Source organism: Staphylococcus felis (genome assembly GCF_003012915.1).
Classification (GTDB): domain Bacteria; phylum Bacillota; class Bacilli; order Staphylococcales; family Staphylococcaceae; genus Staphylococcus; species Staphylococcus felis.
Window position 1 is genome coordinate 1,605,856 of sequence record NZ_CP027770.1, and the last position, 25,997, is coordinate 1,631,852.

Annotated in this window: 23 protein-coding genes, 1 tRNA gene and 1 pseudogene; 18 read left to right on the forward strand and 7 right to left on the reverse strand. The window is 32.5% G+C overall.

The genetic code is table 11. The annotated features are described in order from the left end of the window. Positions 1-14: 14 nt before the first annotated feature. The 12 genes and pseudogenes from polX to C7J90_RS12270 form a co-directional block, all read left to right on the forward strand. Positions 15-1,715 (forward strand): DNA polymerase/3'-5' exonuclease PolX, encoded by a 1,701-nt coding sequence (polX, locus tag C7J90_RS07500; protein ID WP_103208449.1) that lies wholly within the window; start codon positions 15-17, stop codon positions 1,713-1,715. Between the two features lie 24 nt (positions 1,716-1,739). Continuing rightward, entirely contained in the window at positions 1,740-4,088 is a 2,349-nt protein-coding gene (locus C7J90_RS07505; protein WP_103208448.1) for an endonuclease MutS2, read from the forward strand. A gap of 76 nt (positions 4,089-4,164) precedes the next feature. Further along, positions 4,165-4,479 (forward strand): thioredoxin, encoded by a 315-nt coding sequence (gene trxA, locus C7J90_RS07510; RefSeq protein ID WP_103208446.1) that lies wholly within the window; start codon positions 4,165-4,167, stop codon positions 4,477-4,479. 157 nt (positions 4,480-4,636) lie between these two features. Next, positions 4,637-6,427: an excinuclease ABC subunit UvrC gene (uvrC, locus tag C7J90_RS07515; RefSeq protein ID WP_103208445.1), complete on the forward strand. Its 1,791-nt coding sequence runs from the start codon at positions 4,637-4,639 to the stop codon at positions 6,425-6,427. Between the two features lie 160 nt (positions 6,428-6,587). Continuing rightward, positions 6,588-7,199 (forward strand): succinate dehydrogenase cytochrome b558 subunit, encoded by a 612-nt coding sequence (locus tag C7J90_RS07520; protein ID WP_106465125.1) that lies wholly within the window; start codon positions 6,588-6,590, stop codon positions 7,197-7,199. A gap of 32 nt (positions 7,200-7,231) precedes the next feature. Then, on the forward strand, positions 7,232-8,998 hold the full coding sequence (gene sdhA / locus C7J90_RS07525) for a succinate dehydrogenase flavoprotein subunit (RefSeq protein ID WP_103210147.1): 1,767 nt from the start codon (positions 7,232-7,234) through the stop codon (positions 8,996-8,998). Then, positions 8,998-9,813, forward strand: a complete 816-nt coding sequence (gene sdhB, locus C7J90_RS07530; protein WP_103210145.1) for a succinate dehydrogenase iron-sulfur subunit — start codon at positions 8,998-9,000, stop codon at positions 9,811-9,813. The genes sdhA and sdhB overlap by 1 nt, the downstream gene beginning before the upstream one ends. A 251-nt stretch (positions 9,814-10,064) precedes the next feature. After that, positions 10,065-10,907, forward strand: a complete 843-nt coding sequence (gene racE, locus C7J90_RS07535) for a glutamate racemase (RefSeq protein ID WP_103210143.1) — start codon at positions 10,065-10,067, stop codon at positions 10,905-10,907. Beyond that, positions 10,876-11,457, forward strand: a complete 582-nt coding sequence (locus C7J90_RS07540) for an XTP/dITP diphosphatase (RefSeq protein WP_103210140.1) — start codon at positions 10,876-10,878, stop codon at positions 11,455-11,457. Before racE ends, C7J90_RS07540 begins: the two co-directional genes overlap by 32 nt. Further along, a complete protein-coding gene (locus tag C7J90_RS07545; protein ID WP_103210138.1) occupies positions 11,457-11,963 on the forward strand; it encodes a YfcE family phosphodiesterase in 507 nt (168 codons plus the stop codon). The genes C7J90_RS07540 and C7J90_RS07545 overlap by 1 nt, the downstream gene beginning before the upstream one ends. Positions 11,964-12,599: 636 nt before the next feature. After that, positions 12,600-13,931 (forward strand): sodium-dependent transporter, encoded by a 1,332-nt coding sequence (locus C7J90_RS07550; protein WP_103210136.1) that lies wholly within the window; start codon positions 12,600-12,602, stop codon positions 13,929-13,931. 275 nt (positions 13,932-14,206) lie between these two features. Further along, a pseudogene (locus C7J90_RS12270) lies at positions 14,207-14,296 on the forward strand (IS200/IS605 family transposase); the annotation flags it as partial. Between the two features lie 24 nt (positions 14,297-14,320). Here C7J90_RS12270 and C7J90_RS07560 read toward each other — a convergent pair. Further along, the gene (locus C7J90_RS07560; RefSeq protein WP_106465126.1) at positions 14,321-15,043 is read right to left on the reverse strand and encodes an ABC transporter permease; all 723 of its coding nucleotides are present in this window, start codon (positions 15,041-15,043) and stop codon (positions 14,321-14,323) included. Continuing rightward, positions 15,040-15,747 (reverse strand): ATP-binding cassette domain-containing protein, encoded by a 708-nt coding sequence (locus tag C7J90_RS07565; protein ID WP_106465127.1) that lies wholly within the window; start codon positions 15,745-15,747, stop codon positions 15,040-15,042. The genes C7J90_RS07560 and C7J90_RS07565 overlap by 4 nt, the downstream gene beginning before the upstream one ends. Positions 15,748-15,777: 30 nt before the next feature. On the opposite strand from C7J90_RS07565, the gene C7J90_RS07570 reads away from it, so the two are divergent. Continuing rightward, positions 15,778-16,922 (forward strand): IS3 family transposase gene (locus C7J90_RS07570; protein WP_103209691.1). Its coding sequence is split into 2 segments (ribosomal slippage): positions 15,778-16,024 and positions 16,024-16,922, totalling 1,146 coding nucleotides; the frame shifts between segments, so codons are not numbered across the junction. Here the strand turns inward: C7J90_RS07570 and C7J90_RS07575 are convergent. From C7J90_RS07575 to C7J90_RS07600, 4 genes are all read right to left on the reverse strand, one after another. Further along, positions 16,908-17,093 (reverse strand): ATP-binding cassette domain-containing protein, encoded by a 186-nt coding sequence (locus C7J90_RS07575; protein ID WP_103210780.1) that lies wholly within the window; start codon positions 17,091-17,093, stop codon positions 16,908-16,910. The genes C7J90_RS07570 and C7J90_RS07575 overlap by 15 nt on opposite strands. An 863-nt stretch (positions 17,094-17,956) precedes the next feature. After that, the gene (locus C7J90_RS07585) at positions 17,957-18,616 is read right to left on the reverse strand and encodes an ABC transporter ATP-binding protein (protein WP_106465128.1); all 660 of its coding nucleotides are present in this window, start codon (positions 18,614-18,616) and stop codon (positions 17,957-17,959) included. Next, a complete protein-coding gene (locus C7J90_RS07590) occupies positions 18,613-19,833 on the reverse strand; it encodes an ABC transporter permease (RefSeq protein WP_106465129.1) in 1,221 nt (406 codons plus the stop codon). The genes C7J90_RS07585 and C7J90_RS07590 overlap by 4 nt, the downstream gene beginning before the upstream one ends. Positions 19,834-20,379: 546 nt before the next feature. Further along, positions 20,380-20,700, reverse strand: a complete 321-nt coding sequence (locus tag C7J90_RS07600) for a hypothetical protein (protein WP_103210721.1) — start codon at positions 20,698-20,700, stop codon at positions 20,380-20,382. Between the two features lie 74 nt (positions 20,701-20,774). Here C7J90_RS07600 and C7J90_RS07605 point away from each other — a divergent pair, with 74 nt between their 5' ends. The 3 genes from C7J90_RS07605 to C7J90_RS07615 all read left to right on the forward strand — a co-directional run bounded on the left by C7J90_RS07605 (position 20,775) and on the right by C7J90_RS07615 (position 24,016). Continuing rightward, the gene (locus tag C7J90_RS07605) at positions 20,775-21,089 is read left to right on the forward strand and encodes a hypothetical protein (RefSeq protein ID WP_158701918.1); all 315 of its coding nucleotides are present in this window, start codon (positions 20,775-20,777) and stop codon (positions 21,087-21,089) included. Positions 21,090-21,101: 12 nt separating this feature from the next. Further along, a complete protein-coding gene (locus tag C7J90_RS07610; protein WP_103210718.1) occupies positions 21,102-22,127 on the forward strand; it encodes a DUF418 domain-containing protein in 1,026 nt (341 codons plus the stop codon). 584 nt (positions 22,128-22,711) lie between these two features. After that, positions 22,712-24,016 carry a TrkH family potassium uptake protein gene (locus C7J90_RS07615; RefSeq protein ID WP_103210716.1) on the forward strand — a complete coding sequence of 435 codons (1,305 nt, stop codon included), beginning with the start codon at positions 22,712-22,714 and terminating at the stop codon, positions 24,014-24,016. Positions 24,017-24,110: 94 nt separating this feature from the next. On the opposite strand, the gene C7J90_RS07620 is transcribed toward C7J90_RS07615, so the two are convergent. Further along, positions 24,111-24,551, reverse strand: a complete 441-nt coding sequence (locus C7J90_RS07620; RefSeq protein ID WP_103210715.1) for a VOC family protein — start codon at positions 24,549-24,551, stop codon at positions 24,111-24,113. Positions 24,552-25,067: 516 nt separating this feature from the next. Between C7J90_RS07620 and C7J90_RS07625 the strand changes: the two genes are divergently transcribed. Both C7J90_RS07625 and C7J90_RS07630 read left to right on the forward strand, forming a co-directional pair. Further along, positions 25,068-25,141 (forward strand) — tRNA-Arg (locus tag C7J90_RS07625). Positions 25,142-25,853: 712 nt separating this feature from the next. Next, positions 25,854-25,985: a beta-class phenol-soluble modulin gene (locus C7J90_RS07630; protein ID WP_103210713.1), complete on the forward strand. Its 132-nt coding sequence runs from the start codon at positions 25,854-25,856 to the stop codon at positions 25,983-25,985. Positions 25,986-25,997 lie beyond the last annotated feature (12 nt).

Genomic DNA, 25,997 nt, shown 5'->3' on the forward strand with positions numbered 1-25,997 from the left:
ATGAGGTGAATGTCGTGACAAAAAAAGATATTATTCGATTATTAGAAACAATTGCTACTTATATGGAATTGAAAGGTGAAAATGCATTCAAAATTTCAGCATACCGTAAAGCTGCCCAAAGTTTAGAGGTGGATGAACGTACGCTTGATCAAATTGATGATGTGACAACACTTAAAAATATTGGCAAAGGTGTAGGAGAGGTCATCAATACGTATGTTGAGACGGGAGAGTCTCCGGTTTTAGATGCACTTAAAGAAGAAGTTCCAAGTGGCTTGATACCATTGCTTAAAATTAAGGGATTGGGCAGTAAGAGGATTGCAAAATTGTATCAAACTTTAAATGTAACTGATAAAGAATCTTTTCAAAAAGCTTGTGAGAATGGGGAAGTCAGTGCTTTAAATGGTTTTGGTAAAAAAACAGAGCAAAATTATTTAGAAGCTGTTAAAGCGTTAGGTTCAAAAAAAGACCGGTATCCGATTGGAACGATGATCAAACTTAAGCAAATGATTTCTGACTATTTAAGTCATATTGATGAAATTGAACAATATGAAGTTGCTGGTAGCTTTCGTCGAATGAAGGAAATGAGTAAAGATTTAGACTTTATTATTAGTACGTATGAGCCTTTAAAAGTCCAATCCGCTTTGTTAAAAATTCCTAATAAAGTAGAAGAGGTTGCAGTAGGACATACAAAAGTTTCTTTAGAACTAGAGTATGATGATGAAGTTATTGGTGTAGATTTTAGAATGATTGAACCCGCGAGTTTTTATCATACGTTGCAACATTTTACGGGTTCTAAAGCGCATAATGTTCGTATTCGTCAAATCGCTAAAAAATCCGGAGAAAAAGTAAGTGAATATGGTATTGAACAACCGGACGGCTCATTGCTACAATTAAAGAGTGAAAAAGAAATATATCAACATTTTAATGTAAATTGGATTGAGCCGAGTATGCGTGAAGATGGATCTGAGTTTGATAAAGATTTATCTGAAATCGTTACACTTGATGATATTCAAGGTGATATTCATATGCATACAACTGCTAGTGATGGTGCATTGAGCTTACGAGAAATGATAGAAGCTAATATCCAAAAGGGATACGCCTATATGTGTATAACAGATCATTCAAGAAGTTTACGGGTAGCGAATGGTTTGTCAATAGAGCGATTGATGAAACAAAATGAAATGATTCGCTCATTAAATAAAGAATACACAGACATTGATATATATTCAGGGACAGAAATGGATATTTTGTCAGATGGGACGTTGGATTATCCAGATGATGTCTTGGCACAATTAGATTATGTGATTGCTGCGATTCATCAAAACTTTAATCAATCTGAATCAGAAATCATGCACCGTCTTGAAAGTGCGTGCCACAATCCATACGTGAGACACATCGCTCACCCGACTGGTCGCATTATCGGACGCCGCTCAGGATACAATGTCAACATGGATCAATTAGTACATTTATGTCGCGATACAGGGACAGTGTTGGAGATAAATGCAAATCCACAACGTCTTGATTTAAGTGCTCAAATCTTACGTGACAATCCTGGACTTAAATTGACAATTAATACCGATGCACACCATGATGCACATCTGGATTTTATGAAGTATGGCATAGCAACTGCACAAAAAGGATTTGTAAGAAAAGAGCAAGTCATCAATACAATGACACGTGAAGCATTTCGTGACTTCATTAAACAACCAAAGTAGTTCAAATAGAAAATGAGGGATTGAATGAAACAGAAAACCTTAGAAGTATTAGAATTTAATAAAGTAAAAGCATTAATCCAAAAAGAAGTCATCAGTAATCTAGCTGAAAGGAAAGTAGAACAACTGACTCCAGCGACTGACTTCAACACTGTCGTTTTTCAAATAGATGAAGTTGATGAAATAGCACAAATTTATAATCAGCATCGTTTGCCAAGTCTAAGTGGATTAACTGAGGTTCATCCTTATATTAAGCGTTCTCAAATTGGTGGGACACTCAATGTTCAAGAGTTGAACGCCATTAAGCAATTAATACAAGTGCAAAATCAATTTAAAACATTTTATCATCAACTTGTAGAAGAGGAAGAAGCAGTACGTTATCCTATTTTAGATGACCGCATGGTTCATTTACCTGTGCTTACGCATCTTTATCAGTCGATTCACCAAAAATGTGATCAATATGATTTATATGATCACGCAAGTTATGAATTACAAGCAATACGCAGCCGAATTTCTAAAACGACACAAAAAGTAAAAACACAACTTGATCGTATTGTTAAATCAACAGGGAATCAAAAAAAATTATCAGATAGTATTGTTACAGTTCGTAATGAACGTAACGTTATTCCAGTTAAGGCTGAGTATCGACAAGATTTTAATGGTATTGTGCATGACCAGTCAGCATCAGGACAGACATTATATATAGAGCCGTCTTCAGTTGTGGAATTAAACAATCAAATTAGCCGTTATCGCAGTGAAGAAGCGACTGAAAGAAATCGTATATTAGCCGAACTTACAGCTGAAGTTGCTGCAGAGGCAGATGCATGCCTCATTTCAGAGGATATCATGGGGCACCTTGATTTTTTAATTGCAAAAGCTAGATATGGAGCTAAGTTAAAAGCGACAAAGCCGTCATTTACTGAAGGCAAATCAATCTATTTACCGAAAGCATTCCATCCATTGTTAGACCTTGATTCGGTTGTAGCAAATACTATTGAATTTGAAGAAGATATCCAAACAGTGATTATCACCGGCCCTAACACAGGTGGAAAAACAGTAACATTAAAAACATTAGGTTTGATTGTCCTGATGGCTCAATCAGGATTGCTCATTCCAACACTTGATGGCAGTCAATTAGGTGTCTTTGAAAATGTTTTTTGCGATATTGGCGATGAGCAATCTATTGAGCAATCATTATCAACGTTTTCGTCACATATGAAAACAATTGTCAATATTTTGGAAGAAGCCAATAAGAGGAGTCTTATACTGTTTGATGAGCTGGGTGCGGGCACAGACCCAAGTGAGGGTGCGGCATTAGCAATGAGTATTTTAGATTATGTTCATCGTGTAGGCGCGCTTGTAATGGCTACTACGCATTATCCAGAGTTAAAAGCATACAGCTATAATAGACCAGGAGTTATGAATGCAAGTGTTGAGTTCGACGTTGATACCCTAAGCCCGACATATAAATTATTGATGGGCGTGCCAGGTCGCTCAAATGCTTTTGATATTTCTAAAAGATTAGGCTTGAGTTTAAAGATTATCAATCATGCTAAGTCAATGGTCGGACAAGACGAAAAAGAAATTAACGAAATGATTGCGTCGCTCGAAAGAAATGCGAAACGTATCGATAATCAACGAATCGAACTTGACCGATTAGTAAGAGAAGCCCAAACATTGCATTCTGATTTGACAGAGGCTTATGAAAAATACCAAAATTATGAATCACGTTTAATGGATGAGGCTAAAGAAAAAGCAAATCAGAGAGTGAAAGCAGCAACTGATGAAGCTGATGAGATTTTGAAAGATTTGCGTCGCATGCGAGATCAAAAAGGTGCAGACGTTAAAGAACATGAACTCATTGATAAGAAAAAGCAACTTGAAAATCAATATGAAGCGAAATCAATCAAACAAAATGTGAAAAAACAAAAATGGGATGAGATTCAAGCTGGAGATGAAGTCAAAGTATTATCATATGGCCAAAAAGGCGAGGTACTAGAGGTGTTAGATGGGGATGAAGCGGTCGTTCAAATGGGAATCATTAAAATGAAATTACCGATTGAAGATCTTGAAAAGAAAGAAAAACCTAAAACAGTACCTAGTAAAGTGATTACACGTACAAATCGCACAGCCATCAAAATGGAGCTTGATTTGAGAGGATATCGATATGACGAAGCTATGGTAGAGTTAGATCAATATTTAGATCAAGCGGTTCTGAGTAATTACGAAGAAGTCTATATCATACACGGCAAAGGAACAGGTGCATTACAAAAAGGCGTTCAACAACATTTAAAGCGCCATAAAAATATTGCAGAGTTTAGAATGGGAACCCCTGGTGAAGGCGGCTTTGGCGTTACAGTAGCTAAAATTAAATAATAAGCAACTTAAATGAAAAGAAGAAAGTAATTTGTTATAATGCCTTTATCATATATTTTCAAGGAGGCAACTTCCTATGGCTTTAATTGAAGTAACAGATTCGAATTTTAATGAACAAATCAATAATGGTGTTAAATTAGTAGATTTTTGGGCAACTTGGTGTGGGCCTTGTAAAATGATTGCACCTGTACTAGAAGATTTAGCTGCAGATTTTGATGGTAAGGCAGACGTTTTGAAACTAGATGTGGACCAAAACCAAGCAACGGCAGCTAAATACGAAGTCATGAGTATTCCAACGCTTATCGTTTTTAAAGATGGTGAGCCTGTAGATAAGGTCGTTGGTTTTCAACCGAAAGAAAATCTTGCCGAAGTATTAAATAAACATTTATAATAGGCAATCATTGATGATGACACATTAGGGTTGAGACATTTCATTGTCTCAGCCCTAAAATTTTGACATCCTCGATTGTTTGAGATGTTTGTAAATGACACTTTTCGGTGAGATGATATGATAAATGTGGGATTTGATAAGTAAGTAGGTGAACAAGATGGAAGATGTGAAAACAAAAATAAGGCAAAAGTTATCTGTATTGCCAATGGAGCCAGGATGCTACTTAATGAAGGATAGACAAGGTCAGGTCATTTACGTTGGTAAAGCAAAACGGTTAAGAAATCGAGTGAGGTCCTATTTTACTGGTGCACATGATACTAAAACAACACGTCTAGTTAAAGAAATTGTTGATTTTGAATATATTGTAACATCGAGTGAAACGGAGTCTTTGTTACTTGAATTAAACTTAATCAAAAAGTATCAACCTCGATATAATGTATTACTTAAAGATGATAAAAGTTATCCCTTTATCAAAATTACAAATGAGCGCCACCCTAAATTAATCGTGACACGCCGAGTGAAAAAGGGAAGCGGTAAATATTTTGGTCCATATCCGAATGCCTATTCAGCACAAGAAACCAAAAAGTTACTTGATCGCATCTATCCATTTCGTAAATGTGATAAAATGCCAGATCGGTTATGTTTGTATTATCATATTGGGCAATGCTTAGGACCGTGTGTTTATCCAGTTAATCAATCAGAATATGAAAAAATGTCGAAAGAAATAGCTGACTTTCTTAATGGTGAGGATAAAACGATTTTAGACCATTTAGAGACACGGATGATGAAAGCTAGTGAAAATTTGGAATTCGAACAAGCGAAAGAATATCGTGATCTTATTGAGCATATTCACAATTTAACGAAAAAGCAAAAAATCATGTCTTCTGATCAAACAGTACGAGATGTTTTTGGTTATAGTGTGTATAAAGGATGGATGTGTATTCAAGTCTTCTTCATCAGACAAGGGAATTTAATTGAGCGTGAGGCGACAAAGTTTCCCCTTCAGCAAACACCAGAGGAAGAATTTTACACCTTTATCGGGCAATTTTATCAGTTGAATCAACATTTCTTACCTAAAGAAGTACATATCCCAAAAGGAATGGACAAAGAGATGATTGCTTCAGTAGTAGATACGACAATAGTTACACCACAACGAGGTCAAAAGAAGCAATTGATTGATATGGCTAATAAGAATGCATATATTTCGCTTGAAAATAAATTTGAAATGATTGCAAGAGATGAATCAAGAACGATTAAAGCAATAGAACAGCTTGGTGATGCGATGGGAATCCAAACCCCTATTAGAATTGAAGCATTTGATAATTCAAATATTCAAGGGGTGGATCCAGTGTCAGCCATGGTCACATTTTTGGATGGTAAGCCAGATAAAAAGTCCTACCGTAAATATAAAATTAAAACAGTGAAAGGGCCGGATGATTATAAGTCGATGCAAGAAGCGGTAAGACGACGATATAAGCGAGTGCTTAATGAAGGACTACCATTACCAGATTTAATTATTGTTGATGGTGGTAAAGGCCATATGTCAACTGTCATAAATGTTTTAGAAAACGAATTAGGTTTAGATATACCTGTAGCAGGACTGGCTAAAAATGATAAACATCAAACGTCAGAGTTACTATATGGAGAAAATGCGCAAGTTATTCCTTTGAAGAAAAATAGTCAAGCATTTTATTTATTACAGCGCATTCAAGATGAAGTTCATCGATTTGCAATATCATTTCATCGTCAAACAAGAGCAAAAACCGGAATGCAATCAATACTAGATCAAGTAGAAGGCATAGGACCTAAACGTAAGACTAAGCTGTTGCGCACATTTGGATCTATTAAGAAAATGAGAGAAGCGACAATTGACGAATTAAAACAAAGTGGTTTACCAGAAAAAACAGCTCAAATTTTATTGGAAACATTAAATGATAAAGATGTATAAATTTGGTATGAGAATCATTCTCATACCCAAATTTGTCACATTTAGTGTTACAATATGACTGAGTTGATTTCTTTTTAATTAGATATGCAAACGTTTTCTTTGCGGATAGGGCAACAAAAAGGAAATCAAAATATAAAAGTATTACAGGGGGGACTTCCTTTTGGCACAATCTCAGAATCAATTCTACCTTAGACGTTTACATTCTTTGTTAGGTGTAATTCCTTTAGGTGCGTTCTTATTAGTGCATTTAATGGTTAACCATCAGGCGACACAAGGGGTAGAAGCATTTAACAAAGCAGCTGGTTTTATGGATTCATTACCATTTTTATATGCTTTAGAATTTATTATGATTTATATACCAATTTTATACCATGCAATTTACGGTATTTATATTGCGTTTACGGCGACTCATAATATCGGGCATTATTCATATACACGTAACTGGCTATTCTTGTTTCAACGTATATCGGGATTACTTACATTTTTATTCGTTATGATTCACTTATGGCAAACACGTATTCAAAAGTTATTTGGAGAAGAAGTCAATTACGATATGATTCATGATATCGTTACAAACCCGTTTTGGCTTATTTTCTATATCGTTTGTATTATTGCTGTAGTGTTCCACTTTGCGAATGGTTTATGGTCATTTTTAGTGACTTGGGGTATTTTACAATCTCCAAAATCACAAAGCGTTTTTACTTGGATATCATTAATTATTTTCATCGTGGTTTCATATATTGGTGTAAGTGCAATCTTGGCATTCGTTTAAGAGTTTAATCATTTTAGGGGAGTGAAATTTCTATGGCAGAGAAGAAAATTATTGTTGTCGGTGGAGGACTTGCCGGTCTAATGGCAACAATTAAAGCAGCAGAACAGGGTGCACATGTTGATTTATTCTCAATTGTTCCTGTTAAACGCTCTCATTCAGTTTGTGCACAGGGCGGAATTAATGGAGCGGTGAATACTAAAGGTGAAGGAGATTCCCCATGGATTCACTTTGATGATACAGTTTATGGGGGGGACTTCTTAGCTGATCAACCTCCTGTTCAAAAAATGACAGAAGCAGCACCGAAAATTATTCACTTACTAGACCGTATGGGCGTTATGTTTAATCGAACAAAAGAAGGTTTATTAGACTTCCGTCGTTTTGGTGGGACTTTGCATCATAGAACGGCATTTGCTGGTGCGACGACTGGCCAACAGTTATTATACGCTTTAGATGAACAAGTGCGTAGTTTCGAAGTGGATGGCTTGGTGACTAAATATGAAGGTTGGGAATTTTTAGGCGTCGTAAAAGATGATGAGAATGCCGCACGCGGTATCGTTGCTCAAAATATCACCACTTCTGAAATTCAATCATTTGGTTCCGATGCAGTCATTATGGCAACAGGTGGGCCTGGTATTATATTTGGTAAAACAACTAATTCAATGATTAATACAGGGTCAGCAGCATCTATTGTTTATCAGCAAGGGGTCAAATACGCGAATGGAGAATTCATCCAAATTCACCCAACAGCGATTCCTGGTGATGATAAGTTACGTTTAATGAGTGAATCAGCTCGTGGTGAAGGAGGGCGTATTTGGACGTATAAAGACGGTAAACCTTGGTATTTCTTAGAAGAGAAATATCCAGATTACGGTAACCTTGTGCCGCGTGACATTGCGACTCGTGAAATTTTCGATGTCTGTGTTAATCAAAAATTAGGTATTAACGGTGAAAACATGGTCTATCTTGACTTATCTCATAAAGATCCACATGAATTAGATGTTAAATTAGGTGGTATTATTGAGATTTATGAAAAATTCACAGGTGATGATCCACGTAAAGTGCCGATGAAAATCTTCCCAGCAGTCCACTATTCAATGGGTGGTTTATATGTTGATTACGATCAAATGACGAACATTGAAGGTTTATTCGCTGCTGGAGAGTGTGATTTCTCTCAACACGGTGGTAACCGTTTAGGTGCGAATTCACTACTGTCAGCAATATATGGTGGTAGTGTTGCAGGTCCAAATGCCGTAAAATATGTTGAAAATATCGAGAAATCTTATGTTGATTTAGATGAAGATATATATCGTAAACGTGAAGATGAAGAGCAAGAGCGATTTGATCAATTGCTTAACATGAAAGGAACTGAAAATGCCTACAAACTTCATCGCGAACTAGGAGAAATCATGACTGCTAATGTGACAGTCGTTCGACACAATGAGAAATTACTTGAAACTGACAAAAAAATCGTTGAATTAATGAAGCGTTATGAAGATATTGATATGGAAGATACTTCACAATGGAGTAACCAAGCTGTATTCTTTACACGTCAATTATGGAACATGCTTGTGTTAGCACGTGTTATTACGATTGGAGCATATAACCGTAACGAATCACGTGGTGCACACTATAAGCCAGAATTTCCTGATCGTAACGATGAAGAATGGTTAAAACATACATTAGCTGAATACAAAGGGCGCCACGAAAAGCCAGAATTCAGCTACAAACCTGTCGATGTTAGCTTAATCGAACCTCGTAAACGTGACTACACAAGTAAGTCAAAAGGGGGTAAAAAATAATGACTGAAACTCAAGACAAACAAGTAGCAGTAAATCATGGACAAGACCAAAACCAAAATAAAACAATTAAAATTATTGTTAAACGACAAAAAGATCCCAAGTCAACACCTTATGAAGAAACATTTGTGATTCCTTATCGTGAAAATATGAATGTTATTGCAGCGTTAATGGAAATTCGTCGTAATCCAGTTACTGAGAGCGGTGAAAAAACAACACCAGTAACATGGGATATGAACTGTTTAGAGGAAGTGTGTGGAGCTTGTTCGATGGTAATCAACGGTCGTGCACGTCAATCATGTTCTGCAATTATCGATCAACTTGAACAACCTATCCGTTTAGAACCAATGAACACATTCCCTGTCGTACGTGATTTACAAGTCGATCGTACACGTATGTTCGACAATCTCAAACGTATGAAAGCGTGGGTGCCAATTGATGGAACTTATGATTTAGGTCCAGGACCACGTATGCCCGAGAAAAAACGTCAAACGGCATATGAACTTTCAAAATGTATGACTTGTGGTGTTTGTTTGGAAGTGTGTCCTAACGTAACGACTAACAATGATTTTGTGGGTGCACAAGCCATTTCTCAAGTTCGTTTGTTTAACCTACACCCAACAGGCTCAATGACAAAGGATGAACGTTTAGATGCGTTAATGTTACATGGAGGATTGCAAGCATGCGGAAACTCACAAAACTGTGTACAAGCTTGTCCAAAAGGAATTCCATTAACAACATCTATTGCAGCATTAAATAGAGAAACATCGTTCCATATGTTTAAATCATTCTTCGGTTCAGACCATAAAGTACAATAATAAAGCTTAAAGAGAAAGGCTAGGACATGAACGCGTTCTAGCCTTAGTTTTATATTTTAGCGTATTGACAACGCACTAGGTTATAGTTGATATAATGAATTAAAAGTAATTATATTGGGATTGAAACATAAGCGCTGTGTTCTTCATATTGTTGGATGTAAAATAATATTAATGATAGGCTATGTATTTTTCTGAATAAATTAGTATATGGTAAAATATGTAACAAGAATGTATAGAATAGGATGAATGTTATGGATAAACCTATTGGTGTTATGGACTCCGGCGTAGGAGGACTTACTGTAGCCAAAGAAATTATGCGTCAACTTCCGAATGAGCGGATTTATTATTTAGGCGATGTTGGCAGATGTCCGTATGGTCCTAGGGATCAAGAAGAAGTGAAGCAGTTCACTATTGAAATGGCATCTTTTTTGACGCAATTTGATATCAAAATGCTTGTAATAGCATGTAATACAGCAACAGCAGTCGCACTAGATACACTTCAGAAAAATTTAAAAATACCTGTGATAGGTGTAATAGAGCCGGGAGCAAGAACAGCAATTATGACGACAAAAAATCAAAGTGTTCTTGTTTTAGGAACTGAAGGTACAGTCAGATCGGGTGCATATCGAAAGCACATACAAAACATTAATCCGAATGTAGAAGTGCGGGGTGTTGCATGTCCGGGATTTGTTCCTCTTGTAGAAGAGATGAAGTATAAGGATCCCACAATCACAAATATTGTCATTCATCAAACGTTAAAAACATGGCGACAGACTGACGCAGACACTGTGATATTAGGATGCACACATTATCCATTGCTATATCAGCCTATCTTTGATTATTTTGGGAAAAATAAAACTGTGATTTCGTCTGGTCTTGAAACAGCGAGGGAAGTGAGTGCTTTGCTAACATTTAGTCATGAACACGCGAGTTATACCCCAGAGCCTAAACATAGGTTTTTTGCGAATGGTGATGTTTTACACATGACATATATTATTAAAGAATGGTTGAAAATTAATACTGATGTTGAACGAATATTTTTAGGCAAGGAGTCATTGAATAATGAAAGATATTGTAATAGCCTCGTCAAATAAAGGAAAAATTAACGATTTTAAAGTCATCTTTGCGGATTATAATGTGATAGGCATCAATGAATTGCTTGAAGACTTTGATGTAGAAGAAACAGGCGTCACATTTGAAGAGAATGCACGATTAAAATCAGAAGCTGCTGCAAAAGTGCTCAACAAAACGGTCATAGCCGACGATAGTGGTTTAGAGATCACTGCATTAAACGGGGCACCTGGTGTTTATTCAGCACGATATGCAGGCATTCATAAAAGTGATGAAGATAATATAGATAAAGTGCTACATGAGTTAAATGACAAAACAGATCGAGACGCACGATTTGTATGTGTGATTAGTATGACTACAGCTCAAGGTGAAACACATACCTTTAGAGGTACTGTGGAAGGTGAGATTACATTAAGTCGAATTGGAGAAAACGGATTCGGTTACGACCCTATTTTTTATGTGATAGAAATGAAAAAAACAATGGCTCAATTAACACCAGAAGAAAAATCAGAAATAAGTCACCGTCGTAAAGCAATTGATCAACTACAAACATTTATTGAAGGTGAAGATTGATGTATAAATTGATAGTCGTAAGTGATAACCATTCAGAACCGGGTGTTTTATATGACATTTATGATAAGCATGACGATGCGGATGCATATTTTCATTTAGGAGATTCTGAATTTGAATATAATGATACAGAACTTAGTCTTTATAAACGTGTAAAGGGAAATATGGACTTTTATCCCGAATTTCCAGAATCGAAAATCGAACAATATGGTGACATCAAAGTATTTATTACGCACGGCCATTTATATGGTGTTAATGCATCGCGTGAAAATTTGGCGCAACAAGCTGCAAATCAACATGCACAGTTTGCTTTTTATGGACATACACATATCGCTAGATATGAACATATTCATAACGTGCATCTCATTAATCCAGGTAGTATTTCTAAGTCGAGAAGTCATATTGAAGAAACATATTGTGAAGTGAAAATTGAAAATAAATCGGCTATTATTAACTTTAGAAACCGACAACATGAAATTATAAAATCCATACGTATTGATGTTATTTAAAGGAAGTATCATATTTCTGACAGCCATTCGGGGGCTAAGACATAAATATCTTAGTAATCGAAAAACTTCGAGGTTTTCGTAAGCATTTACAAAAAATCTCGAAGTTTTTCCTTTAATTAGATGATTAATTAAATGATACGAAAGACGTATTTTGAATAAAAATCATCTTAGCACTATTTTTGGGAATTTATGTCCTAGCTTCTTTCCTACGATTAGTTAAGTGCTTTTAACTTATTTTAAGCATACTCAAATAAACCTTATTATTTTAAAAAGTCGTTTTGATAAATTGGGAAAGATCCTTTCAATGAAAATATATGTGTAAATATTATATATATTTTTTAAAATAACGTATCGTTTCAGATATTGATTTTAACCTTTGGATGGTATATAATACTTTAAAGTTTGTTAAATAATCAAAAATAAAATCTATATTGTTAGTTATTAATTGTTTTAGTATCTTACAAATTTGTCGATACATGATAGTATATGATGTAATTAATGGTTATAGACTTTAATTTAACTGACTGAATGTGCACGCTTATAGTAATAGGAAAGATTAGGATTTTTCGAATGTTATATTGGAAGTTACTTTTCTTGAGAGTGCAACGTTAATGATCTAAAAATTGAGGTGCTTTAATGAGAAAATCAAAAAATACATGGTCTTCACAACTGGCTTTCATCATCTCCTCAGCCGGAGCGGCAATTGGGATTGGTGCGATATGGAAGTTTCCATATATGGCTGGACAGTTTGGTGGAGGTTTGTTTCTTCTCTCTTTTCTTCTTTTTACTTTTTTAATTGGAGTTCCCTTATTAATATCAGAATTTATTATAGGTAGAGCTTCAGGAAAAAATGCAGTAAAAGCTTATGACACTCTGAGTCCGACACCATTTTGGAAGATAACAGGGAGATTAGGTGTTGTTGGGTGTTTCTTATTATTATCGTTTTACAGCGTGGTAGGCGGATGGATACTTATTTATAGCTATTTAGGAGTTACAAATAATATCATATCGCAAAATAATAATTATGAAGCACTATTCAATGATATTATAGGCAATTCATACATAGTTTTATTAGGTGTATTTATTTTTATTATTTTAAATATGGTCGTGCTCTATTTTGGTGTTAAAAAAGGGATTGAAAAAGTAAGCAAAGTACTTTTTCCAGCTATGTTAATGATTTTTATCATTTTAGTTGTGAAAGCTCTGACTTTGTCTGATGCTGGGAAAGGATTAGAGTTCTTTTTTGGCATTCATCCTGAAAAATTTAGTACTGAAGGTTTATTGTACGCTTTAGGTCAATCCTTTTTCTCATTAGCAGTTGGTTTTTCTTGTATGGTGACCTATAGTTCTTATCTAAGCAAAAAAGAAAATATTCCACGTGCAGCCGTGAGTGTTGCTACAATGAATATTATTGTTTCTATTCTTGCTGGTGTCACTATTTTTCCAATCGTTTACAGTTTTAATTTTGAACCAACAGCAGGGCCGGGATTACTTTTTATCGTACTACCGAGTATTTTTTCTAAAATGGCATTTGGATCGCTATTTTTAGCAGCGTTTCTATTATTATTTTTATTTGCAACTTTAACTTCATCATTTAGTTTATTTGAAGTGATTATTGCAGCTTTTAATCCGAGAGATAAAGGTAGAGGTAAAATCGTATTTATCATTGGATTGATCGTGTTTTTATCAACAATACCTGCAAGCCTCTCTTTTGGTACGTTGAGTCATGTGACAGTAGCAGGAAAATCAATTTTTGATGCGACTGATTATTTAGTAAGTAACATACTATTACCAATTGGTTGTTTGTTAATATCATTATTTGTTTCATTCCGAATGGATAAAGCAATGATTTTAGAAGAGTTTACGAATAATCACACTAAAGCGATGATATATTTCAAGATATGGAAATTTTTAGTAAGATATATTGTTCCCGTATTGATTATTATCGTAATGTTATTTTCGCTTTAACTACGTTTATAGTATGAACTAATACCATAATTATTTAACAAAAGTATCTATAAATAGAAAGTATTAATTACAGGATGGGGACATCAATCCCAAAATAATAGCGTAGAGATGATTCCATGATTGAATCATCTCTACGCTTTTTATCAATAATTCGTATTGTTTGGCTCGCATTTCCTAGGGGATGGTCGAGCCAACAATACTACGTGATATACATGTAATTTTACATTAAATACTTTAAAAATAAGGCACTTTCGTATCATTCAAAAACAACATGAGAAATGATAAAGTTACTATGTAAATACAAAGCTCTAAAAATCATAGAAGGACATATGATGCCAGCTCATGTTCATCTATTAGTATGCATTTGACGTTCTCTTTCTTATATCTTACTATTTAATTTTCAAATTGCGTGAACCTAAAATAATTAATAGTAATGAGACGCCAACTAATACTACGATACCAATGATAACACTGTTGGGCGAATCAAAGCCTATTGAAGAATCAATTGTTGCTAATCCTAATCTATAACTTAATGTAGTAGGTATTAAATTGGCAAATGGCGCGGGCATTAGAATCATAGAAACCATAGCAATGCCAATAGATAATACTATTGACACAATATAATTCTTTGTTATGATTACTGCAGTTATTGATAACGGTATCATAAAAATAATTAAAAGAATATTAAATAAGGTAAAACTAACAAATATTAGCATTAAATCCCTTAATGGTCGCCCTTGTATTAAGTAAAAAGCTAATAATAATGTTAAGTTAATTGCATACAGAAATAGGCAATATAATAAAGATACTAAAAGTTTAGAAAAAAATAATTTATATTTATTCCCTGAGTAAGCAAGCCAATTTAATAGAGTGTGATTTTTAAATTCTATATAAAATATTGAAGAGCCAATAATGCCCATAGCGATAGGAATAATCATAAAATTTTGGTTATAAAATCTGAAGTAAAAACCTCCTATTAAAGATAAATCTTTACTATTTATAAAAAAATTAGCGATATTCATGGTGAATGGAATAAGGCTTAGCAAGCAAACAATTATAATAAATTTTTCGCTCTTAACTTTAGTGAATTCATTTTTAATGAAAGTCATCATTTTAAATAAGCCTCCTCTATGTTCATGTCCATAATTTTTAAATATATATCTTCAAAATTCATTTTTGAAGCATGGCTATAATATTTAATTAGATCATTGTAGTCTGCTAAAATATAATAATTTCCATTACTTTTGATAATTGAGTATTCATTATGGCTAGTGAAATCTAAATGATTTATATCTTCTGATATTTCAATAAGACTATAATAATTTTTACTATTTTTTAAATGTGATACTATTTTCCCATTTTGAATGAAAACAAATATATCGGTAAACTCTGATAATTCATTTAAATGATGACTAGAAACGATGGTAATTCTTTGTTCTTTTTTTACTTCTTTGAGTATAATATTTCTTATATCTTTAATTCCCATTGGATCTAAACCATTTGAGGGTTCATCCAATAATATTAGGCTTGAATTTCCTATTAATGTTTTAGCTATGCCTAGCCGTTGTTTCATTCCCATAGATAGATTTTTGAATTTTTTATTTTTGGCTTCTTGTAAGTTGACTGTCGATAACAATCTGTCAATATTTAAATCTTTGACGCCAATATATTTAGCATGTAAATCAAGATTCTCTTTACAGGTTAAATTAGAGTAAAAGGCAGGATAATCGATTAAATGACCAATATTATGTATTGATGAAGATATTGTCTCCTTGAATCGTCTACACTTAGTTGGACAAATTCTATGAGAATAGATATTGTTAAATTAAGAAAGTAGGCGATTTTTATGACAAGAGAAAGAAGAACTTTTAGTCCTGAATTTAAATTACAAATGGTAAAGCTTTATGAAAATGGTAAGCCTAGAAATGAAATTGCTCGTGAATATGATTTAACACCTTCGGCGTTAGGGAAATGGATTAAGCAACATCAAAATACTGGTTCATTTAACCATCAAGATAACTTAACTAATGAAGAAAAAGAACTAAGAAAATTACGTAAAGAAAATCAACAATTGAAAATGGAAAATGATATTTTAAAGCAAGCAGCGCTGATCATGGGACGAAAATAGATGTCATTCGAAAGAATGCCAATAAATATTCAGTATCAGCAATGTGCAAAGTCCTGCAAATCTCTAGAAGTAGTTACTATTACGAAATTAACAAATCACCCAACGTTGAAAAAGATGATCGAGATAAGGAAATTAGCGATAAAATTATCGAGATTTTCAATTCTAATCGCAAATGTTTTGGAACAAGAAGGATTAAAAATGAACTTATCAAAAATGGTTTAAATGTCTCAAGACGACGTATAGGACGCATTATGAAAGCAAATAAATTAGTATCTTCTTATACGACATCGAAGTATAAATCATTTCCTTCTCGCTCAAGTGAACGCGAAATCAATAATGAATTAAATCAAAGTTTCAATAGAAAAGAACCATTGGAAGTTCTTGTCAGTGATTTGACATATGTAAAAGTGGCTGGAAAATGGCATTACATATGTTTATTTATTGATCTTTTTAACCGTGAGATTGTTGGGCATAGCGCAGGCTCAAAGAAAGATAGCACGCTTGTATCCAAGGCACTTAGTAGCATTAGACACGATTTAAGAGACGTACAAATGTTTCACACTGACAGAGGAAAAGAGTTTGATAATCACATGATTGATGATGTACTAGATACCTTTGGTATCAAAAGATCTTTAAGCATGAAAGGATGTCCATATGACAACGCAGTAGCTGAAAGTACATTTAAAGCGTTAAAAACTGAATTCATTAAACAGTATGATTTTAAATCTATTAATCACTTAAAACTCGAATTGTTTGATTATGTTAATTGGTATAACAACATTCGACCTCATAGTGCATTAAATTATCTGACGCCGAAAGCGTACAAAGATAGTTTCTATAAAAACTGTCTAGAAATCTGTTGACATACCACCTGAATAATCTATTACTTTTAGAATGGATTTAAATAGTGTCGTCTTACCCGCTCCGTTTGGACCTAAAAGACCATAAATAGAATTTTCTTTAAAATCATAGTTGATATTTGTTAGTATGTTTGTATTTTTAAAATCTACTGATAAGTTTTTAATACTTAACATATTTTCTGTCTCCTTTTATATTTCTAGTCTTAATACGTTTTGTATAGCGTCATTTATTAAATGTATAAGTCCATATAATCCAGTTAATAAGTTTACTGTTTGGATATTTTTACCAGTTCTACAATTTAAATCTGCACCTTTTAAATTTTTGAGGATTTCGAAAATCAAGTTATTTCTTTTTCGTTTGAAGGGTGTATATCTTCTAATATTATAGCATTATACAAATCATCATGACATAAGCGATGAGTTCTGGAGAAGTCTTTTTCAAATGTTTTCTTTTTTTATTATCACTTGTTTAACCATTGTTTTCTATGTTAAGACTGATACTAGGAAAACACCATGACACCACTTTACTAAAATTCCACTATAAAGCTAACTTTACAACAGAAGCGGATGAAAGAGGCTTGCTTATTATAAATGAGTGCGATGTTTTTTGTTTAATCTAGTGATTATCTATGTGCTGAGAGTATGTGAAATATTAAGTCTGAAGAAGAAAGGTATTAAAGACTATACAAATAAATTGTGTGAATAGAATGCCTATAAACAGAAATAAATCCCCCTTTAACCATCTAAAGGAGGACATTGATTGTTCTATTCAGTTCTTATTATCTCTTTCAAAGCAATAAATTCGGATTCCGACAGCAGAGTAAAGCGATTGGTTGTGTGTAGACTTTATGAAAAATATTGATAAAGCATAATACTGTTTAATGGGGGAGTGATAAATAGATAGAGCAAATAATAAGTAAAACACCTAATCCGATAAAAATTTTATAATAAATATTTTGATGTCTTTTGGTATATCCAACAAATATTAAAAATATACCCAATATCATTGAAAGTATCATGGCAATAAATCCCATTTTTTACGCATTCCTTTCCAATTTAATTATTCTATCATGACGTCTAGCTATATCTAAATCATGAGTTACTGTGATAATAGTACTTTTAAATTCTTTGTTCATTTCAAATAATAAATCAATAATATGTTCTTTATTAGCAGAGTCTAAAGATGCTGTAGGTTCATCAGCTAAAATGATTTCTGGATTCATCATGATTCCTCTAGCAAATACAGCTCTAGAACGTTGACCACCAGAACACTCAAGCGGTTTCTTTTTCAAGATGGATACGATCCCTATTTTTTCAACAATGGTATGAAAATTAGACTGCATATCTCTTTTTTTAGAGTTAGCATATAAAAGAGGTAATTTAATATTGTCTTCTATAGTTAAGGAATTTATAAGCGCTGAATCTTGCAGAATAAAGCCTATTTTCTGATTACGATAATTCGCTAATATATCTTTAGATAAATTATTGACGGGAGTATTAAAAATCTCGTAAGTTCCTTTATAATTATAATCGAGTAGACCTAAAATATTAAGAAGTGAAGTTTTGCCAACACCAGATTCACCTATTATAGCAATTTTTTCTTGTCTTTCAGCTTCTAAAGTGAAATTTTGTAATATAGCTGTTTTTTGTTTTTTGTGTATTTTTTCTTGTATATTCAAATTAATAATACTTGTCATTGTATCACTCCTAGTGATATTGGAATACTTTTTATTTTCTTTAAAGATATTTCTACTATAACGATACCAATAATCATATCGATCAATATAACTATGAATAAAGCAAGCCAATCCATATCTAATAATCCGAATTTTCCATAAGTAGCAAAAATAGCATCTTTTGTTAACCAAAAACTATATCTATTAAAAGCAGTAATAATGAATAAACCTAATATGTTAAGAAAAAATAATAATCCAAAGTAACTATAGAAAATGCCTCTTAATTTTGAATAGCTCAAACCTACTAATAAATTAATTGTAATATCACTTATCATTAGGCGTATGCTCATTAAATTATTCCAAATAGCTATAGATATAACTGTTATAAGTAATATGAGCGTAATGCTACCAATAATTTTTAGCGAGTTCGTATAATAATCTTCAAAATAATTAAAATTTTCTCGTTGGCTAAAAAAGTTAAACTTTAAATTTGTATTTTTTTCTATATATTTACTTAGTTTTAGAGCATCTTTTTTGGTTGAATCAATAAGAATTAGATCCATAAGACCATTAACTTGAAGATCAATGTTTGAATTTTGAAGAATTTTTTTATTAACAGGTACAAATATTGAAAAGTTAAAATAATTCTTTGAGTTAGGAGCATAAAAATTAGAATGATAAAAATCTTTTTCTAAAATTCCTCTCACTTTCAGGGTTATTGGTTTTGTTAAAGATGAATCATCTATCTTTATAGTTGATCCGATAGGGTATGTTTTTGCTAAACCATAGCCTATTAAAACGGGTAACGCGTCTATATTTAATTCATCTTTAAAATCTAATTCCTGCCCTTCAAACAAATTAAAACGACTGATTTGATAAGCCTCTTTATTAATGTAACTAAGTGTTATTTCCATATCATTTTTATTATTTAAAGAAGTCACAAATCCATTTGATTGAAAAGCATATTTATAATTATGATTTAAATATTCATATATTTTTTGAGTATCTTTTTTTTCGATGCTATTAAAATCTGACTTGCTGTCTGGATTTAAGTTAGCAATAAAATACCCTTTTTTATTTATTTCATTTATTTCGTTATATCCTTGAGAAGTTGAGACGATTGAACGCGCAGCTGTAAATGAAAAATAGTTGGCAAGAAATAATAATGCGATCATACTAAAGACAAGTAGAGGTCTTTTAAAAAAAATTCTAATTAGAAAAAATTTAAAAATTTTCATTCTTTTTCACCTGACTTGCACAGATTATAATATATATGATAAAAATACAAACTAAATAGAAATTATCTTTAATATCTAATTTTAGATAAAAATTTAATATGAGAGATATTAGAAAAGCGATAAGTAATATACATAAGCTATCTAGTATATATCTTCTTATTATTTTTATCATCGTACTTCCTACGAGAATGCGACAGAATACTTCTGTTTTTTTACGTGCTAAAAATTGATAATGAAATATTATGATTACAAATGAAGATAAAATTACTATTATATAGTGGTATTCCAATATACTTTGTAAAAAAGACTGTAAAATAAACGAATTTGATAAATTGAAGATTTGTATATTCAAAAGTAAGGTATTAGAGACGAAACATACTATATAGAGAATACAAATCTCAAAAAAATCAATAAACCTAAAAAGTGAGTATTGCATCCTAGTTACCCCTTTAAGATTAGTAATTCAAGACTATGTAAAAAGAGATTTATAATTCTAAATAAAGCTGAATTTGATTTACTACAAACCCAGCTTTATTTATTATTTGGTTATCCGCGCCACCAAGAGAACTTTGTTTTATATTTTTTCCCCCATCTTAAATCATCCCAAACTGAACCAGTAACTTTTCCATTATACGCTGTTTTAGTAAGTAAAGTTCTGCCATTTCTAGAATATTTAAATGAAGTGGATTTATAACCTGAACCTTTATAATTCCAAGAAGCACCATTATATTTAATTTGAAAAGATTCTACAGAAGAGGCACCACTTTTACTATTACCAAAAGTTGCTGCAAATGCAGGAGTTGATCCAAGTGTCACTGTTCCGACTACTAATAAAGAGCTGATTACTTTTTTGATGTGCGTTTTCATTAATATCGCCCCTTTTAATATTTTTTGTAAAATTAATTGAGTAAAACCATACTATGTTAATATATTACCATTTAATGAAAAAATATACAATATGTTTATGGACACATATTTATAAAAGTGGAAATATCGTCATGAATATCAGTGAAGTAAAAATGATTCAATATTCTAAATCTGAAGAAGTATTTAATATAAAGCTGTTACAATCAGGGGCTAAAACATCAATAGGACTTAAAACTAAAACATTTTCAATTGCTATGCGTAAAAGCGCACACACATCATTAGTCAAAATGCATAATCATACTACGTTATTAGTTATTTATCCTTCTTCAGGCTTATTTACGTTTAATGATTTATCGAATAAAATTATTGAGAAAAAAATAAATGTATAAAAAGGTGAAAAAATGAATAAAATGAGCAGCAGGATTCATACTTTAGATTATTTAAGAGGATTTGCATTATTGGGTATTATTCTCGTGAATGTTGTAGGCATTAACTTTATTAATGCTGAAATTGCTAAGACACATATTGAAGGGATATATGCTAGCTTTCTGTTAATATTTATCGAAAGTAAATTTTTTAGTATATTTTCGATATTATTTGGGGTTGGTTTTTATATTTTTATGGATAGGGCAACATACAAAGCGCAAAATAAATATGCTTTATATTTCAGAAGGCTTATTGTTTTATTTATATTTGGTGTGTTGCATTCATTCCTACAACCAGGTGAAGCTTTAAAGTTTTATGCAATAGCTGGAGTCCTATTATTAATTTTTCTTCATTTAAAAAAAGAAATCAATTTAATATTAGGATTATTATTGTTAGTGGTTGCAATAGTGTTAGATGCTAAACTTTTAGAAACGATGCCATATTTTATTTTAGGTCTGGCTATTGGACAGTATGGCTTAATATATCAATTTAATACGAATTTAAGAAAATGGATTATTGCTTGGAGTGTATTTTTAGTATTAACAATACTGAGTGTATCGCTATTAATGATGTATTACGCGCCTCCTAACTATATTTTAGCTGAAAATATGGGTCTTCATGGAGAGCAGTTTGTACAGAAAAAAATGTTTTTTGATCATTTAGTGACTATGACATCCCCATTTATTTCATGCTTTTACATGCTTACAATTATTATAGCGGTTCAAAATGACATCGGAGCAAAATTATTAGCGCCTCTAAAATATTACGGGCGCATGGCGTTAACCAATTATATATTTCAAACCTTGTTTATAATCGTTTTTGTGAAAGTATTTTTTAATGGTAGCGTCTCAATGTTAAACGCTCTATTGATGTGTTTAATCATATATAGTATTCAAATAATGTTTAGTGTGATTTGGCTAAAATACTTCAAATATGGTCCGTTAGAATATTTATGGAGGATGGCTACTTATTTAAAAGTTCTCCCTTTTAAAAGCGTTTAGGAGGAAGGTTTAATAGTATAATGGGTGCTTGAAAGGTGTGTATATTATTTTGTATAGGAATATGATGTGTAAAAGGATAACCTTATCATTTATTGACAAGATGAGTGGCGTATGTGCTGATTAAATAAACATCCGTTATCTTTTAAAAGCCATTCATATTATGGGCAAAGTTATTTAAAATTTCTAAAATGACACGTAAACGATGCGTAACTGTATATATGAATCGTCAATAAGTACAGTTACGCACTGTAAATGATAAATTAGGAATGAACCTCCGATAAATCGAAAATACATTGTATACTATGGTTAAATCATTTAAAGAGGAGGCGTTAAATATGTTTTGGGCAGATTTAGTAATGGGTATCATCAAATTAATCAAAGGTTTAGTTGATACTTTTGCAAAATAATTTTATATGACATACTAAAGGCATAATATTAATGGCGAGATTGTGAAATCTATGTATAATAGATGACAATCTCGTCATTTTTGTTATAATGTTAAAGCTATTAAATATGATGATAAAATATTTTTCCATCTAAATTATCGTGATATGATACTATCAAAAAGAACCGAGGCTTTAAATATGTACAGTAAAAAACAACCTATTGTATTTTATATTGGACTTTTTTTGACTACCACTTTAATTGGTAGTCTATTGTTATATCTTCCTTGGACAGGCCAAAAACATACTCATTTTATTGATGCACTCTATGTAGCAACAAGTGCGTTTACAGTAACTGGATTGTCGACAGTAGATATTTCTAGTCAATTTAATATATTCGGCCAAACCGTTATTATGCTATTGATTCAAATTGGGGGTATGGGTATAGTTGCGGTGTCTATGTTTGCGTTAAAAATATCTCAAAAACATATTTCAATACACGGTCATCAACTTTTACAACTTGAACTGAATACAGACGATATTAATAGCGTCACTGACTTTGCTAAATTTATTTTAATCTTTAATATCCTATTCGAATCATTAGGTACATTTATTTTATCTTTTGTTTTTATACCGGAATTGGGATTGTCTAAAGGTTTGTTCACTAGTTTATTCACTTCAATTTCAGCATTAAACAATGCTGGTTTTTCATTATTCTCTGATAATCTTGTGAGTTACGCTCATGATCCTGTCGTGAATTTAATGGTTGCTTTTCTCATTGTCGTAGGTGGTGTGGGGTATGTGGTTTTAATAGACGTTATTACAACACCTTCTATTAAACGATTGCAACTTCATACTAAAGTGACTTTATCTGTTACTTTCATACTTATCGTGATAGGTTTTGTAATGTTCTTTTTATTAGAACACGACAACACTTTAAAGGGTATGTCAATATCTGATCAACTTTTAGCCTCTTTTTTCCAATCTGTTACCACGCGTACAGCTGGATTTAATACGATTGATTTTAGTCATCTTGCTCCTGGTACTTTGCTATTTACAATGCTTTTAATGTTTATCGGAGCAGGACCAATTAGTGCAGCAGGGGGGATTAAAGTAACAACTTTTGCACTCGCAACGATATACGTTATTACGTCTTTAAAAGGACATGAACATGCACATCTATTTAAACGTTCAATTCCGAAAAAACAAATGCAAAAAGCAGTTGCAATTACATTGTCAGCGTTTTCTTTTGTGATACTTATGACCTTAGGTGTAGCTGCGTCACAACCTAACATGAGATTTGAAGATATTTCATTTGAAGTTGTGTCAGCTTTTGGTACTGTTGGTTTATCAACGGGGATTTCTTCTGAGTATGGATCCTTTGCCAAAGTTATTATTATTATTTCAATGATAGCAGGTAAGATAGGGGTATTAACTTTGCTCGGATTATTGCAAAGAAAAACGAGAGAGACTTATCATTATGCCAAAGGGAATTTATATTTATAAAAATGTCTATGGTCATTCTAAAAAGATAACGGTTGAAAACACAAAGCAATTCACCTTTGTGCTTTCAACCGTTTTTATAAATAGATTGCTCGTATTATTTAGTTTCACTATAGCCATGCAACATCCAACGAATGCCGTATTTATCAATGATTACTCCCATTTTACCACCCCAAAATTGTGGCTCAAAAGGCATTTCAATTTGAATAGACTCATGATGCTTTAATCGTTCATACAAAGCTTCGATATTGTCGGCATCTTCAGAAGCGTCAATATTATATTCTAACATAAGAGAAATAACGCCATTAATTGCTGCTTCTTTGCCAAAAGCGTCAGCTGCATACAATGTTGTGTTCAAAATTTTAAATTCAGCATGCATTGTTGCTTCATCTGCTTTTTCTGCTGCAACGTTAAAATGACTAGCTTGTTCTTTATTCAAGGGTAATCGTTTGATATCTGTTGCACCAAATAAATCTTCGTAATACTTGAGTGCCTCTTTTGTATTTTGAAATGCAATATATGGCTTGAGTGTTGTCATTAATCTCCCTCCAATTGATTTGTTATATATACAACTATACATTAAAAGTAAGCCAAAAACATATAGTAGTGCTTGTATATGGTAAAAATTGGAAAAGAGAAAGGTATGAGAGGGAGTTAACAAGCACTACTATGAGAAGGAATTATGATACATTTTATTTTTTATTATTAAATGTATCATTGAAGAACTCAATTGACTTTTTTAAAAGTGCTAAAATAAGCATATCAATGACCTCCTTCACTTTTTCTACCTCTATAGTAATATGAATGAGATAACTTGCGTATAGTCATGCCAAATTTATAAATTTAAGTGCGTAATTGTTTTGAATCCACAATAAACTGACACTAAGGCAATCTCATATGTGATGAGATGTGAGCAATTAACTAACAAATGTATCTTTAATATTTCCTCAAGAGAGTAAATTTATGAACATAGTGTTAAATGTGTATATTTTTTTGAATGATTTATTGATTTGTAACGGAATTTTCGGTATAATCAATTTTGTGTTCAAAATATGTCCTGGTAGCTCAGCTGGATAGAGCAATGGCCTTCTAAGCCATCGGTCGGGGGTTCGAATCCCTCCCAGGACGCTAATTACTGAAAATTAAACACGTTTCAAAATCTGTACTGAACCCCATAACGACGGGGTTCTTTTTATTTTATCTATCAATAAAACACTATAGAAAACTAATTTTTAGGGACCCAGATCCCGAGCAATTATAATAAGTGCCGCTTTTTCATTTTCTTCTTTATAAGTTTCTTCCAACAAATGTGAATACACTTCAGTTGTAACCGAAATGTTTTTATGGCCTAACGACGTATTGATAACGAAACTCCTGATTCTGTCCCCTCGGAAAGCGAAGTCATACCATGCAAATCTTTATCATAAGAAGCACTAAAACGTATTTTATTAAAAATCATCTTAGTGCTATTTATTTTGGGATGTATGTCATAGTCTCTATCCCGATTTAAACGGATTTGCTAGTTTTGATAGTCATGATTAGATCGGTTTATATCACTGGATTAAATATTTTTTAACTTGAATTAGCGTTTTATTCCTATAAGAGAATGGGTAACGGCAGATTACGTACTATTATATGTGATGTAATTGGCTTGTATACGACACTTAGGCATCATAACCGTCGATAAAAGTAATATTTTTTACAGTTATGTACGAATAATGACGAGTTTAGAACTAGATCACACATAAGTTGCGAAGTTCGATATATTAGATTTAACAAAACAAAGCAAACAGATTTGCATAATGTTTTGTATATTATAAAAGTTAAGGAGTGTATTTAGATGTCAGGTTTAATTGATGCAATCAAAACTACAGTAGAAGCAGGACTTAACGGTGAATGGGCAGATATGGGATTAGGTATTGCTGAGATTGTAGCAAAAGGTATCGAAGCAATCTCAGGTTTCTTTGGATAATTACAGTAAATT

What these genes read in the sequence shown, in the direction of transcription:
- C7J90_RS07505 (WP_103208448.1), top strand. Translation starts at nt 1,740, where the DNA reads ATGAAACAGAAAACCTTAGAAGTATTAGAATTTAATAAAGTAAAAGCA.
- trxA (WP_103208446.1), top strand. Translation starts at nt 4,165, where the DNA reads ATGGCTTTAATTGAAGTAACAGATTCGAATTTTAATGAACAAATCAAT.
- uvrC (WP_103208445.1), top strand. Translation starts at nt 4,637, where the DNA reads ATGGAAGATGTGAAAACAAAAATAAGGCAAAAGTTATCTGTATTGCCA.
- sdhA (WP_103210147.1), top strand. Translation starts at nt 7,232, where the DNA reads ATGGCAGAGAAGAAAATTATTGTTGTCGGTGGAGGACTTGCCGGTCTA.
- sdhB (WP_103210145.1), top strand. Translation starts at nt 8,998, where the DNA reads ATGACTGAAACTCAAGACAAACAAGTAGCAGTAAATCATGGACAAGAC.
- racE (WP_103210143.1), top strand. Translation starts at nt 10,065, where the DNA reads ATGGATAAACCTATTGGTGTTATGGACTCCGGCGTAGGAGGACTTACT.
- C7J90_RS07540 (WP_103210140.1), top strand. Translation starts at nt 10,876, where the DNA reads ATGAAAGATATTGTAATAGCCTCGTCAAATAAAGGAAAAATTAACGAT.
- C7J90_RS07545 (WP_103210138.1), top strand. Translation starts at nt 11,457, where the DNA reads ATGTATAAATTGATAGTCGTAAGTGATAACCATTCAGAACCGGGTGTT.
- C7J90_RS07550 (WP_103210136.1), top strand. Translation starts at nt 12,600, where the DNA reads ATGAGAAAATCAAAAAATACATGGTCTTCACAACTGGCTTTCATCATC.
- C7J90_RS07560 (WP_106465126.1), bottom strand. Translation starts at nt 15,043, where the DNA reads ATGATGACTTTCATTAAAAATGAATTCACTAAAGTTAAGAGCGAAAAA.
- C7J90_RS07575 (WP_103210780.1), bottom strand. Translation starts at nt 17,093, where the DNA reads ATGTTAAGTATTAAAAACTTATCAGTAGATTTTAAAAATACAAACATA.
- C7J90_RS07585 (WP_106465128.1), bottom strand. Translation starts at nt 18,616, where the DNA reads ATGACAAGTATTATTAATTTGAATATACAAGAAAAAATACACAAAAAA.
- C7J90_RS07590 (WP_106465129.1), bottom strand. Translation starts at nt 19,833, where the DNA reads ATGAAAATTTTTAAATTTTTTCTAATTAGAATTTTTTTTAAAAGACCT.
- C7J90_RS07600 (WP_103210721.1), bottom strand. Translation starts at nt 20,700, where the DNA reads ATGAAAACGCACATCAAAAAAGTAATCAGCTCTTTATTAGTAGTCGGA.
- C7J90_RS07605 (WP_158701918.1), top strand. Translation starts at nt 20,775, where the DNA reads ATGAAAAAATATACAATATGTTTATGGACACATATTTATAAAAGTGGA.
- C7J90_RS07610 (WP_103210718.1), top strand. Translation starts at nt 21,102, where the DNA reads ATGAATAAAATGAGCAGCAGGATTCATACTTTAGATTATTTAAGAGGA.
- C7J90_RS07615 (WP_103210716.1), top strand. Translation starts at nt 22,712, where the DNA reads ATGTACAGTAAAAAACAACCTATTGTATTTTATATTGGACTTTTTTTG.
- C7J90_RS07620 (WP_103210715.1), bottom strand. Translation starts at nt 24,551, where the DNA reads ATGACAACACTCAAGCCATATATTGCATTTCAAAATACAAAAGAGGCA.
- C7J90_RS07630 (WP_103210713.1), top strand. Translation starts at nt 25,854, where the DNA reads ATGTCAGGTTTAATTGATGCAATCAAAACTACAGTAGAAGCAGGACTT.